11 protein-coding genes are annotated in these 12,881 nt (G+C 68.2%); 5 read left to right on the top strand and 6 right to left on the bottom strand.

The features are described from left to right. Positions 1-9: 9 nt before the first annotated feature. The 6 genes from KEG57_RS43420 to KEG57_RS43395 all read right to left on the bottom strand — a co-directional run bounded on the left by KEG57_RS43420 (position 10) and on the right by KEG57_RS43395 (position 6,733). Positions 10-570 (bottom strand): class I SAM-dependent methyltransferase, encoded by a 561-nt coding sequence (locus KEG57_RS43420; protein ID WP_272426843.1) that lies wholly within the window; start codon positions 568-570, stop codon positions 10-12. A gap of 289 nt (positions 571-859) precedes the next feature. Further along, positions 860-1,114, bottom strand: a complete 255-nt coding sequence (locus KEG57_RS43415; RefSeq protein ID WP_272426842.1) for a hypothetical protein — start codon at positions 1,112-1,114, stop codon at positions 860-862. Between the two features lie 174 nt (positions 1,115-1,288). Beyond that, on the bottom strand, positions 1,289-3,346 hold the full coding sequence (locus KEG57_RS43410) for a serine hydrolase domain-containing protein (protein WP_272426841.1): 2,058 nt from the start codon (positions 3,344-3,346) through the stop codon (positions 1,289-1,291). Positions 3,347-3,453: 107 nt separating this feature from the next. Then, the gene (locus tag KEG57_RS43405; protein WP_272426840.1) at positions 3,454-4,557 is read right to left on the bottom strand and encodes an S-methyl thiohydantoin desulfurase family protein; all 1,104 of its coding nucleotides are present in this window, start codon (positions 4,555-4,557) and stop codon (positions 3,454-3,456) included. Then, entirely contained in the window at positions 4,554-6,155 is a 1,602-nt protein-coding gene (locus KEG57_RS43400; RefSeq protein ID WP_272426839.1) for a hydantoinase/oxoprolinase N-terminal domain-containing protein, read from the bottom strand. The genes KEG57_RS43405 and KEG57_RS43400 overlap by 4 nt, the downstream gene beginning before the upstream one ends. A 47-nt stretch (positions 6,156-6,202) precedes the next feature. Next, positions 6,203-6,733 (bottom strand): hypothetical protein, encoded by a 531-nt coding sequence (locus KEG57_RS43395; protein WP_272426838.1) that lies wholly within the window; start codon positions 6,731-6,733, stop codon positions 6,203-6,205. Between the two features lie 81 nt (positions 6,734-6,814). On the opposite strand from KEG57_RS43395, the gene KEG57_RS43390 reads away from it, so the two are divergent. From KEG57_RS43390 to KEG57_RS43370, 5 genes are all read left to right on the top strand, one after another. Further along, positions 6,815-9,208 (top strand): hypothetical protein, encoded by a 2,394-nt coding sequence (locus tag KEG57_RS43390; RefSeq protein ID WP_272426837.1) that lies wholly within the window; start codon positions 6,815-6,817, stop codon positions 9,206-9,208. Between the two features lie 164 nt (positions 9,209-9,372). Further along, on the top strand, positions 9,373-9,543 hold the full coding sequence (rpmG, locus tag KEG57_RS43385; RefSeq protein ID WP_272426836.1) for a 50S ribosomal protein L33: 171 nt from the start codon (positions 9,373-9,375) through the stop codon (positions 9,541-9,543). Next, positions 9,540-10,778, top strand: a complete 1,239-nt coding sequence (locus KEG57_RS43380) for a GTP-binding protein (protein ID WP_272426835.1) — start codon at positions 9,540-9,542, stop codon at positions 10,776-10,778. Before rpmG ends, KEG57_RS43380 begins: the two co-directional genes overlap by 4 nt. 162 nt (positions 10,779-10,940) lie before the next feature. Beyond that, complete coding sequence (locus KEG57_RS55940) at positions 10,941-12,059, top strand: sensor histidine kinase (protein ID WP_272459607.1); 1,119 nt, start codon at positions 10,941-10,943, stop codon at positions 12,057-12,059. Then, positions 12,056-12,859, top strand: coding sequence for a LytR/AlgR family response regulator transcription factor (locus KEG57_RS43370; protein ID WP_272459606.1), 804 nt, complete (start codon positions 12,056-12,058; stop codon positions 12,857-12,859). The genes KEG57_RS55940 and KEG57_RS43370 overlap by 4 nt, the downstream gene beginning before the upstream one ends. The last annotated feature ends 22 nt before the right edge of the window (positions 12,860-12,881 follow it).

The following is a 12,881-nucleotide window of genomic DNA, read 5'->3' as shown; positions in this document are numbered from 1 at the left end:
GGTCCCCTTTCATCCGCGTTTCCGGTACAAGAGCAGCTCACGCTCCCGAATGACCAGGTCGACACCGTGCACCGTGCACCGGATGGCTTCTCCATATTCGCGATGTAGCACGCGATGAAGACCGTACCGGTTGACGATGCGATCGATTTCCGCAGCCCCCAGGTAAGCGATCACGGTATCGTCGCCGCCGCGCGTCTCCAGATAACCGTGAGCGTTGAGCGTACGGATGATTTTCACGAAAGCAGGGTTCGGGTTCGCGATCAGGAGGTGCCCGCCGGGTTCCAGGCGCGCATTCAGGTTTTCGATGGCCCGCTTGGGATCGACGAGGTGGTTGACCGCGTGAACCATCGTCAGGAGATCGTAGCGCCGTTGCCAGGAAAAATCGACGCTACAGACGTCGGCTACCGAGCACCCCTCACCGTCGAAGTCGAAACGGTCGATGCCCTCGACGCGGCACGCAGGGTGGCGCTTCCTCGTCTCGCGCACCATGAAGCCGGTCCCGCACCCGACGTCCAGCATGGCCGTGAAGCTCGTCTCGCGCACGACACGGAACAACGCATCGAGGTCCATCCGATAATTGTATGAATGGTTGAACGCATCGAGCTTGCGCCGATAGGCCGCGGCGTCGAACGAGCGCTCCGACAGGTTCGAATTCGCACCATGCACACGCCCCTGGGGCGGTGCGCCATGAGGGGGAGCGACCGTATCTGCGGCGCTCGTGGGGGGAGAAAGTAGCATCGTTTCCTGCTTGCTCCCCCGAACTCACATTAGCACGGATGAGTTCCACCGCACAAGCGCGCCATGAAGCGACGGTCGCTCTTGTTTATTCCAATGGTAGCAATGAAATGCGACTGGACTGTTACAATATCCCCATGCGAAGAAGCAAGACAAAGACCCGCTCCATCAGCGTGAGGTCGACGTCCACGTAGAGCGCGCGCACCGTCAACCGGCCGTTTTTTGGCGCATGGCTCGCGAATGCGTACGGAGCGGGCAGGTCCGTCACGCGTGTCCGGAACTTCACCTCGCAAGCGTGCCACGGGCCGTTCGACTCGATCGCCTGGACAATTTCGGGCTGATCCGTGAGGAGCGTGAATCGATAGGACACCCAGAACATGTCCTCCAAGCGGGCGTCGGTCAGCTCGGCGACGCGGGTTCCTCGCCATTCTGCAAACCAGCCCTCGTCGCGCCCGTAGTCCGCCGCTACCGCACGCGCTTTCCGCCACCGGTCCAACTGGCGTTGCTCCTTGTTAGTATTCGACCGCTTGATGGTGATGTTCTTGTGGTCGCGTCAGTCGCTCTCCGTGAACACGTACTCGTGCTGCGCGTCGCGAATCTTCAAAGTTCTACGCCCCGCCTGCGCGGAGGCGACGAGCTCGGGCGACCAGCTCGGCGCCGTCACGACGAACGTGATCGTCCCGTCGGGGTTCCTGCGCGACGCAATCGGCGCTTTCCACGCGCCGAAATCGAACGTCGCGCCGTCGCCGGTCTTCGTCACGCGGATCTCGCCGAGCACATCGTTGCGATAACGCGACGCGAGCTTTTCGACCTCGCCCTGATCCGGCGGGATGCTCAGGAGCTTGCGCGAGGCCGCGATCCATTCCTGCGACGCTTTCGCGGAGACCACGACCGTGTCGTCTGCCTCGGGCCTGCCATCGAACAATACCTCGAGCAGCTTGCGCGGGAATGCATCCATCAGCACATTGCCAGAATCCGCGTTCGTGAGAATCACCGCCCCGACCCCGTGCTCCGGCAGCCATACCATGTTGCTCCGGTAGCCGCGCATCCGGCCGCCATGGAACACCATCGGCGTTCCCGACGAGGTATCGACGTCGAGCCCCATTCCGTACCACGAGTCCTTACCGGTCTTGACCTGCGGAGCCTGCCGCGCAGCCAGGATCGCCTCGGAGACGTAACGCTTGCCGCCGGGCAGCACGCCCTTGGCGAGCTCCATTTGCACGTATTTGAGGAGGTCCCGGACGGTGCTCCACGCCCCGCCGGCAGGGCGCACCGCGCGGATCGGGTAATTCTGCGCCATTGGGACCGGCGCGATCTTGCCGTCGACGTCGAACGCGTACGGCCGCGCGTAGTTGTCGCGCATCGCGCGCGCGAAGTCGAACGTCGTCCGCGTCATGCCGAGCGGCCCGAATACGCGCGTCGCCATCACCTTGTCGTAGGCGGCGCCGAGCTCGAGCTCGGGAAAGGCCACGTGGCCACCGACCAGCCCCGCCGCCGCGGCAATGGGGTTCGAATACTGGTACATCTCGCCGAACTTGCTCGTCGGCTGCATCCTGCCGAGGATCGTGAGCGCGAGCGCCGGCGTCGCGCCCGCGGGCCCGAGCAACCACTCGAGATCGTGGCGCGGCAGCCCGGTGCACGCGCACAAGAGGTGCTTGACCTGGACCTTGCTCGTCGTGTCGGGGTCACCGAGCTTGAACGCCGGCAAGAGCGTGGTGACCGGGGTGTCCCAGCTCAGTTTGCCCTCGTCGACCAGCTTCCCGAGCATCAGCGTGGTGAGCGACTTGGTGTTCGACGCGATGAGGTACGTCGTGTCCGCGTCAACCAAGGCCTGCTTCCCGAGCTCGCGGACGCCGAACCCGCCGGCGAACACGACCTGGCCGTCTTGCACCACGCCGATCGAAATGCCGGGGACGGAGAGCGTCTGCTGGGCACGGGTGATGAACGCCTCGAGCTCGGCGACCCGCGCGGCGTCGAGCTTATGCGCTTTGCGCCCCGCGAAGGTTTCGCGCACGTAGCCTTTCGGCAAGAGCTGGTCGAGCACCAGCGCGATCTGCGCCTCGCGTTTCCCGGCGACCGAATTCGCCATGTCGGAGATCCGCACGGTCCACTGATCGCCGTGCCGCATCGTCCGCGCGGTGACCGTACGAAGCTCGTTCGGCGAGGTCTGGTACGTGTACGTGCGCTGTTCCTGCCAGCCATCTTTGTTCGGCGTGGGCCAGGTCGACCTGAGCGGCCATTTCGCATCCGGCCGATACGCGGTCCACGCCTCGGCGAGCGCGGCCTCGGCGTCCTTCGCCTGGACGTCGACCAGCGCAATCCACGAGCCGCCCTCGGGGGCTTCGAGGATCCTCGCATTGCCATTTTCGCGCAGCGACCAGCCCGCCGGCGCGATGAACGTATGGCCGGCGGCCGTCTTGCTCGGCGTATCTGCGGAGAGCCTTTGCGCCGCGGCCGGTTGCGCCGCGGCCGGTTGCGCCGCAGCAGGTTGCGCCGCGGCAGGTTGCACCGCGACCGGCGCGGGTTGCTTCGCCACGGGAGCCTTCGGCGAAAGATCCGGCGAGTTACAGCCGATGGCAGCGAGGAGGACTGTGACAAAGAGGGATCGCACGGGCGCCGAGCGTAGCACCGACGTTCCCAGATTGCCGAGGGGCGGAATGCTGCTGCCCGTCATCGCCGCGCTCGGCGTCGACAAACACCCATAACGAGAGGCGCGCGTCAGCGGTCGGCGCCGTAGACGCCCGGCAGGGGCCGGTAGTCCACGTCATAGCCGAACGCCCGAGGGCCGACGAAGCGCAGGGCCTCGGGCGTGCGCAGCAGGCGGGGCGCAGGGATCCCAAGCACCAAAACGCGCAATCCATAACGCGCGATCTCGGTGGTTACAGGCTCCGCGGTGAGCCGATCCACGAGGCAGAGGAGGTCGGGCACCGAAGCGACGACCTCGCCGCCACGCCGGGCAATCAGGTACTCGTTCTGCAGTTCGATCTCGAGGCGCTCGTCCCGGCTCTCCTCGAGGCCCTCCAGGGTGAGCCGCCCGCGCGCGAAGCCGCCCTCGAATCGGCGCTCCACGTCGTGCAATTTCCCATGGAAGAGCGCCTGGCCGCCGGTGACGTGGAGCAATGCGGCGATGGGGTCGGCGTGGCGCCGGCGCGCCTCGCGCACGGCCGCCCCGACAGCGGCCGCCAAGCTCAAGGTGCCGCGCACCGCCGTCCGCTTCATGTCGGCGCCACGCATCACCGGGAAGGCAAACCCGGCAGCGCCACCCATCTGCACGGTGAGCGCGCGCGCGAGGCGCTCGAGTGAGACGGGGTCGTCGACGCGCGTGAAGAGGGCGGTGTGGTGTCGGATGTCCACGATGGCTGCGGGCGTGCAGGGCACGCCGTAGATGGTGAACGTGCAATGCTGGAGCTCGGGGAAGGCTCGGCCCATGCCGTCGGCGTCGATCACGGGCAGGCCCGCCTGGGCGGCCGTGACAAACGGCGCGACGGCATTGCTTCCGCCGATCTCGGCCGGGATCAGGTAGTCCACGGTGCGGCCGAGGTGCGCCTCGAGGGCCCGCAGGGCGACGAGCTCCTCGTCACCGCGTGGCAGCCGCTCGAGCCCGATGGTCGGCGCGCCCATGCCGCCGACCGAGGCGACCAGCGCGTCGTCCGGCACCTCCTCGGGCGCGACCACGGGCGGGCAGCGGCCCGCGCGCAGGTAGGGCAGAAGGGTGAGGCGGCCATGGTAGGGATTGCCGCCGCCGCCCGCGCCAAGCACGCCCGCGCCGAGGACGAGATCCTCGAGACGCTCCTCGTCGAGCCCACGAAGCGCGTCGGTCACCCGGCCACCTCCGCCAGATCGCCGGCAGCCTTCACCCGCACCCGCACGGCGTTGCCAGGCAGGTAGGTGAGCGGCACCTCGTCCACCTCGACGATCTCGATGGAGTCAGGGCGTGCGCCGGCCACGCGAGCGCGCTCGATCGCCTCGGCGCGGGCACGCGAAAGGGTCTCGTCCCTGCTGCGACGCTCCAGGGGAAAGATGCGGTCGACCTCGCCCGAGGCCTGCGCGATGGCGGCCCCGATGGCGTTGGCCACGCCGCCGGCTGCCGGTCGCAGCACCGACGACGTGCCCGCGAGCGCGTCGGGCACGAGGCCAGCCGCGCCGCCCACCACGATGACGGGCACCGGCTCCGGGCTGGTCTTGCACGCGTCCACGGCCTGCTCGAGGAGGGCGCGCACGCGGGCGGTGACCGCGGCGAGGAGGTCGCGCGGAAGGCCGGCGACGCGCTCGGGGCGAAGCTCGGCTGTGGAGCCGGCGAGGTGGGGCCCGCCGCGCGCGAACGCGGCAGGGCTGAAGAGCCCGGCGGCGAGGCCGATGTCGGTGAGGGTCAAGGTGTCGCCGCCGAAGGCGAGGGCGCACGCTTCGAGCGCGTGGCCGACGCTGCGGGGGCCGATGCGCAGATCGCCGGCGCGCGCCTCCACCACGCTGCCGCCGCCGAGGGCGAGCGACGCGAGGTCCGGCATCCGGAAGTTGACGCGCACGCCACCGAGCCGCGCCCCGGCCGGCGCCTCGCGGGGGAAACCGCGGACCAGCATGCCGACGTCGGTCGAGGTGCCACCCACGTCGATGACCACGGCGTCGCCCATGTTCGCCAAGAAGGCGGCGCCCCGCATGGAGTTCACCGGGCCCGAGGCGAAGGTGCGCACGGGGTGGCGCCTCGCCAGCTCGGCGCGGAGGAGCGTGCCGTCGTTCTGGGTCAGGTAGACGCGCGCAGCGAGCCCATGCGCGGCGACGGCGCGCTCGAGGCTGCCCACGACGCGTGCCGCGAGCGGGAGGAGGCAGGCGTTGAGCAGCGCGGCGTTCTCGCGATCGAGCAGGCCAACCTGGCCGATCTCGTGGGAGAGAGTGACCGCTACGTGAGGCAACGCCGCGCGCACGCGCTCCGCGACGGCCTCCTCGTGCGCGGGGTTGGCTGGGGAGAAGATGCCCGCAAGGGCGACGGCCTCGACGTCCGCGGCGGCGAGGCGCGCGATCGTCTCGTCCACCTCGTGGTCGTCGAGCGGGGCGATCTCCCGGCCGTCGTATTCGTGGCCGCCCGCGAGGAGGTGCACGCCGCCCGAGACAACGTCCCGCAGGTCGTCGGGCCAGTCTGCGAAAGGGAGGATGGATTGCCCTGCTGGCAGGCAAAGGCGCACGGCGGCGGTGCGGGCCAGGCCGCGGCGTTCGATCACCGCATTGGTGAGCTGGGTCGTGCCGAGCATGACGGCGCTGATGGCGCCTCGGTCGACGCCGGTCTCGGCGAGGAGGGCGGCGAGCGCGTCCTCGACGCCCGAGGCGACGTCCGCGCTCGTCGGCCGCTTGACCCAGCCGAGCATGTGGCGCTCGTGCATGAGCACGGCGTCGGTATGGGTGCCGCCTACGTCGATGCCGACGCGCATGCGGTCAAAATAACCACCGGGGGGCGATGCGCCGCGGTGCGCCGGGCTTACATGCAGGGGGGGTCGACGGCACAGACTGTCACCGTCGCCTCGCCCGCGTAGGGCTGGCCCGCCTGGGTGACGAATGCGTACCGAAACTTTGCTGTGGTGCCCTCGACCGATAGAACCTCGAGCGAGGCGCTCTTCGCGGGCTCATGGTTGCCGCTGATGCCGTCCGCGAACCAGTTGGCCGCCAAATTCGCGTTGGGGTTGTTCTCGCCGTAGCTCCAGGATTGACCGGCCGCGAGCGTGCTCGTCCCCGCGGAGGACGCCGCAAAATTGATCTGCGGCTCGGGTCCGGGCGCGGTGCTGCAGTCGCTGTCCGTGCCGATGATCACGGCGAGCTGAGGCGTCGTGTTCCCGGGGCACCAGTCCCCCGCAGCCCCCTGGTTGGCGAGAGACAGCGGCATCCCTCCGCTGCCCGGCCCGCTCGCCGTGCTTTCATTGCCGTCGCCGGGGAGGACATCGTCGGTGCTGCACGCGCCGACGAACGCGGCCGCGAAGAGGGCCGCGCCAAGAACAAAGCTATGTCGTGTCACAACCAACCCTTTCCCAGGTGCTTGTGGGCAGAATTCCAAGAATGCAAGGATAAGGAGCCATGATAGCCGCCAGGGACGGATGTGCAAGTTCGGGCGAATGATGCGCGGGAGTCCGAATTACAAATTTTAATGTCGGGTTCATGCATTCCTGCGCTGGCAGGCAACGGAGAAGCACGTAAGCTCGAAGGCATGAGCTTCATCCGTGCCTCATCCTTCCTCTTTTTTCTGTGCACCGCGGCCGCCTGCAGCGACGGTCCGAACGATGGAATCAGCGGCGGAGCCGGCGGCGGCGGCTCGGGCCCCGGTCCGGCTCGTTGTGGAGGGGTCGTCCGCGCGGCGAATCTCGACGCCGGCGACTGGGATCGCCGCTTCACCATTGCCGGGCTGACCGGTCACGATGGCTTTGCGCCGGCCGTCCACGATTTCGCGCGCGAGCCGGACGGCTCGCTGATCGCGGCAGGTCGATTCCAGTGGCACGAGGGCAAGGCGGTGCCGCCGCTGATGCGTTTTCGCGACGGGGCGTGGGAGCCTGCGCGGACCACCTGGGAGCTCCCTGCCCCACTCGACGGATTCTCGGCGATCGCAATCGGAGAAAGCGGCGATCTCGCGCTCGCCACGAACGACACGTTTGACGAGCGCGACGGCGAGATCTGGCTCGACGACGGCTCCGGCTTGCAATCGATCGGCGCGTTCAAGGGCCAGGTTCGTAGCCTCGCCTGGTTCGCCGGACGCCTCTGGGCGGCGGGCCTGTTCCAGCTCGACGGCGCGACCCCGATCGAGGGCCTCGCGACGTGGGACGGAACGAGCTGGAGCGCGGCGCCGGGCGGCGCGCTGCAAGGCTCCGCGTACGAACTCCTCGTCGACGGCGATACGCTCTTCGTCGGCGGCACGTTCACCGAGGTCGGAGGGATCCCGGTGGCGAACATCGCGTCGTACGACGGCGCCGCGTGGACGCCGCTCGATTTCGCCGACGCCCAGATCATCTACGCGCTCGCGCGCACGCCGAGTGGAGCCCTCTACGCCGGTGGCGTTTTCGGTGACTTCATGAAAGCGAGCGGCATGGCCCGGTGGAGCGGCACGGAATGGCAGACGCTGGGCGGGGGGCTCGCGCAGCACCAGACGCGCGGCGTCGTGACCGACCTCGTCGCGCACGGTGAGATCGTCGATGCCACCGGCTGCTTCACGACCGCGGGCGGCACCCCGGGCGAACCCGGCGCCATTCCCTCGCATGGTGTCGTTCGCTGGAACGGCAATGCCTGGCAATCGCTGGACGAGGGCACCCGGGGTGTCGTCGCGCCCTGGTACCAGCCGATGATCTGCGGCGACGAAGGTCCGACGGCGATCTGGGACGTGCCTCAGCAGAGGCTCGCTCACGACGGGCAGCGGCTGTTCGCGGGCGGCTTGTTCCCCGGCATCGACGGCGTGCTCTCGCAATCGCTCGCCGTGCACGACGGCAGCGGCTGGGTTGCCCAGGGCAAGAGCGGAATCGGGATCGGCGGCTCGCTCGAGCTCATCGCGGCCGGCGGCGAGACGTGCGAGGTCTATGGCGTCGGCTCGTTCACCCATGTCGCCGGCGCGCCCGTCACGACGCACGTCGTCCATTTCAATGGCGAAGGCTGGGACGTCCTCGACGATTCCTTACCCTCGGACGGGGATGTCTGGTGTCCGGCGCTCGACGTCGGCGCCGAAGGACAGGTCGCGGTCGGCTGTGTGGTTTTCCCGCCAAACGGAGGACCTTTCGGGCGCGTCCTTTTGCGTGAAGGCAATACGCTCGTCCAGGTCGCCGTCGAGGGACTCGATCCGGTCTGGGGGCTCGCGTGGGCGCCCGACGGCGTGCTCTGGATCGCGGGCGGAGGAACGAGCGGCTACCTCGCGCGCCTCGACGGCGACAAGCTGACCCTTGTCGAGCAGGGCTTCGACGGCCCCGTGCACCACCTCGGCGTCGCTGCTGCGAACGACATCATCGTCACCGGCAATTTCGCCAAGGTCGGCGCAGTCGAGGCGTCGCGGATTGCGCGCTGGGACGGCGAGGCCTGGTCACCTCTCGGCGACGGTTTGCCCGGACAGGTGCTCGCGTTCGAGCGCGACGGGACCACCGTCTACGTCAGCACCTACGAAGAGGGCAATGGCGCGTACCTGCTCGGCGCGTTCGACGGAACCTCGTGGCGCGAGCTCGCGACGCCCGAGGCGGGTTTGACCCCGCAGACGTACTTCTCGTTCAACGCGATCCTTGCCATCGATGGCGGCTTGATCCTCGCGGGCACGGCCGAGCTCGACGACGACTCAGGCCGGGGCGTCCTCGTCTACCGAGACGGAACTTTGCGCGCGCTCGGCGGCGGCGTGGGCGCCATCGGTGTCACTGGCGCAGCCGTGATGGCCGACGCGGTCTGGGTTTCCGGCACCATCGCCGAGGCTGGTTTCGGCGAGAAGCGTGTACCGTCCATCGGGGTCGCGCGATATCAGCTCGCACCGTAATCCGTGCCATCGTCCCGATGGTGCACGGCAAACTGCACTAGAATTCCAGTTACAGTTGCTCAGGAAGCGCGGCGAGTAGGTCTCGCGATGCTCCAGGAGCACGTGGACTCATGACTGATGCAACAAAGTTGCAACTGACTTGGAGATGAGGTAGCAGGAAGCCCATGCGCGACACGATCAGGCTCGTCTCGTCGGCGGGCACCGGGTACTGCTACTACACGACGAAAAACAAGCGGACGACGACCGAGAAGCTCCAGATCAAGAAGTACGATCCGATCGCTCGCAAGCACGTCCTCTTCACCGAGGCGAAGATCTCCAAGGGCGGCGCGAAATGAGCGATCGCAGGCTCCCCGTCACCGTGCTCTCCGGCTTCCTCGGCGCCGGAAAGACGACGCTCCTCAACCACGTGCTCGGAAACCGTGAGGGCAAGCGGGTCGCGGTGATCGTGAACGACATGAGCGAGGTGAACATCGACGCCGAGCTCGTCCGGGGCGGCGGCGCCGCGCTGAGCCGCACCGAGGAGCGGCTCGTCGAGATGACGAACGGCTGCATCTGCTGCACGCTGCGCGAGGACCTCCTGCTCGAAGTGCAAAAGCTCGCACGCGAGGGGCGCTTCGATTACTTGCTCATCGAGTCGACGGGGATCAGCGAGCCTCTTCCCGTGGCCGAGACCTTCGGCTTCGAGGACGACGCGGGCGCGCGGCTCTCGGACGTGGCGCGGCTCGACACGATGGTGACCGTGGTCGACGCATACAATTTCTCGAAGGACTTCGCCGCCGCCGAGGACCTCGCGGAGCGGGGTGTCGCGGCGTCCGCGGAGGACGATCGGAGCGTCGTTGATCTGCTCGTCGATCAGGTGGAGTTCTGCGACATCATCGTCCTGAACAAGGTGGACCTCGTTTCGCCGGAGGAGCTCGGGTTGCTCGAGGCCACGGTGCACAGGCTGAACCCGCGGGCGCGGATCGTATCGGCGACGTTCGGCAAGGTGCCGATCGATACGATCATGGGCACGGGGCTCTTCGATATGGAAAAGGCTCGAGAGGCGCCGGGCTGGATGGCCGAGATGCGCGGCGAGCACGTGCCGGAGACGGAGGCGTACGGGCTCGGAAGTTTTGTCTTCCGTGACAGGCGCCCCTTCCATCCCGCGCGTCTTTACACGCTCATCCACGAGGAGTGGCCGGGCGTGATTCGATCGAAGGGCTTCTTCTGGCTCGCGACGCGGCCCGAATGGGTGGTGGAATGGTCCCAGGCGGGCGGCGCATACCGGTTCGGCGCCGTGGGGAAATGGTTGGCCGAATCGACGGACGATGGGCCCGAGGACGAGGTTTCGGGGCGGCGGCAAGAGATCGTCATCATCGGGACCGCGGAGCGCGAGGGGCTACGGGCGCGGCTCGAGGCTTGTCTGCTCTCGGACGAGGAAATGGCGCTCGGCCCCGAGGGCTTGCAACAATTCGAGGATCCGTTTCCGCCGTGGGAATGGCCAGAGGGCGAAGAGGACGACGGCACGCCGCCCGGGGATCCCCGTTTCGCGTCGATGTGGACGAGGGAGGCGGCCGAGGACGCGCGCTGAGGCGAGTCTTGCTCGTCCTTCGCGCCTGGTCGCCGTCAGGGCACGGCTCGTCCGTCGATCATGGCCATTCGTCCGATCGGGATGTCCGCGTCGACCGGTCGTACGGTAAAACGCTCGGGTATGAGCGTCCCTATGCCCGAGCTGTCCAGAGGCGCGCCCTCCGTGGGCGCCTCACCCCTGGATGCGCATTTCTTCGGCTGGAAGCGCTTCGTGGCGACGACGGCCGTCGTCCTGGCCATCCTCTTTTTCCCGTTCACGCCCTCCGACCGACAACGAGACAACACCAACCTGCCGTTTTTGCTCGTTTGCGTGCCCGCGCTCCTGCTCACGCTCTCGGCGGTCTTCCACTGGGCCACGCGCCGGCGCCTCGGCTCGGCGCAGACCCTGCTCGTCAGCCTCGCCGTCGCCTCCATCGCCGGCATCGTGCTCGTCATGGGCACCTGGGCCGTGCGGACGTTGCTGCACGTCCCGCCGCCCCCCGGGCGCCCCGTGACGTACGCGATCGCCATCCGGTTCGGCGTCACCTTCGGCCTCTTCATGTGCGCCATCTGGGCGCTGGCGTTCATGTACCCCTACGCCACGGAGGACGCCCGGCGGCGCGCGCTCGAAGCCGAAAAGCTCAAGCTCGAAGCCGACAGGCTGCGAACGGCGGGCGAGCTCGCCCGGCTGCGCGCGCAGCTCGAGCCTCATTTCCTGCTGAACACCCTCAACGCCATCGCGGGCCTCGTCACGCAGGATCCCGGCGAGGCCCGCCGCCTGCTCGCTTGCCTGGGCGACCTCTTGCGCGACGCGCTGCACGACGCCGACGAGATGCAGACGCTGGGGGAGGAGATCGCCTGGCTCCGCCGTTATGCCGAAATCCTCGAATCACGCCACAGAGGGACGCTGCGCTTCCAGTGGGACATCGCGGATCGGGCCGCCCAGGTCCTCATGCCCCGGCTGCTCCTGCAACCGCTGGTGGAGAATGCCGTGAAGCACGGCGCCTTGCGCCGACATGGAGGCGGGCAGGTCGTGGTGCGCGCGACGCTTCGGGAGACCGGGGACGGGGCCCCGAGGCGCCTCGTCTGCACGGTCGAGGACAATGGTCCGGGTATGCCGGCGAAGCCGCTACGCTCGGGGGCGTTTGGCCTGCACGCGGTGCGCCGGCGCCTCGAGCTCAAGTACACGGACGCGGGCTTGCAAATTGATTCTTCGCCCGACGGGACACGATGCATCGTCGAGCTCCCCTGCGTCACGACGCCGCCGCGGCCCGCGACCCGAGCCATCCCGGAGATGGCATGATGAACGAGATTCCTGCGGCAGGTGATTCGTATCGGCTCCGTGCTCTCGTCGTCGAGGACGAGTGGCCCGCCCGCAATTACCTCGTCGAGCTGATCGAAGCGTCGCAGCTCGCCGAGGTCGTCGGCGCCGTCGCGAGCCTCGCCGAAGCCCGACAGGCGCTGCAGCTCGCGGCCGGCGGGCTCGAGATCGACGCCGTCTTCGTGGATATCGCGCTCGGCGGGAGCGACGACGAGACGGGGCTCGATCTGGTGCGCACCTCGGTGCATCACGCGCGGAGGCCGATGTTCGTGCTGGCGACGGCATTCAAAGAGCACGCGATCGAGGCCTTCGAGCTCGGCGTCGACGATTACCTGCTGAAGCCATTCACACAAGAGCGCGTCGATCAATGTCTGCGTCGCCTCCACGTCCGGAAGCGCCCCTCACCGCCTTCGAGCCCGCTGCGCATCGTCGCGCGTCGGGGCAAGAGCCTCGTGTTCCTCGAACCCAATGAGGCCTGGGCATTCGAAGCGGCCGATCGACTCACCTCCGTGCATACGCCGCATGGCACGTTCGACCTCGACCTGTCGTTGTCCTCGATCGAAGCGTCCTTCGGGCGAGCGCTCACGCGTGTCCACAGGAACTGGCTCGTGAATGCGGCCTACATCAAGGAGCTCGAGCGCGAGGGAGGCGAAACACGGATCTTCGTCGGCTTGGGCATTGGTCCCGAGCGGCGGGGCGTGAGCGTTCCCGTCTCGCGCGACCGCGCCCAATCCGTGCGCGAGATGCTGCTCGCGAGCGCGACCGGGCTCCGCCGCGCTTGACCGACGCCCGCCTGGCGCGCGT

This window comes from Polyangium jinanense (assembly GCF_028435365.1).
The sequence above is the reverse complement of the archived record's forward strand: the minus strand, read 5'-3'. Positions and strand labels throughout refer to the sequence as shown.

Bases quoted from the DNA above. Each gene is read 5' to 3' on its own strand.
- KEG57_RS43420 (WP_272426843.1), bottom strand. From the start codon at position 570: ATGGACCTCGATGCGTTGTTCCGTGTCGTGCGCGAGACGAGCTTCACG.
- KEG57_RS43415 (WP_272426842.1), bottom strand. From the start codon at position 1,114: ATGTTCTGGGTGTCCTATCGATTCACGCTCCTCACGGATCAGCCCGAA.
- KEG57_RS43400 (WP_272426839.1), bottom strand. From the start codon at position 6,155: ATGCGCGTCGGCATCGACGTAGGCGGCACCCATACCGACGCCGTGCTC.
- rpmG (WP_272426836.1), top strand. From the start codon at position 9,373: ATGCGCGACACGATCAGGCTCGTCTCGTCGGCGGGCACCGGGTACTGC.
- KEG57_RS43380 (WP_272426835.1), top strand. From the start codon at position 9,540: ATGAGCGATCGCAGGCTCCCCGTCACCGTGCTCTCCGGCTTCCTCGGC.
- KEG57_RS43370 (WP_272459606.1), top strand. From the start codon at position 12,056: ATGATGAACGAGATTCCTGCGGCAGGTGATTCGTATCGGCTCCGTGCT.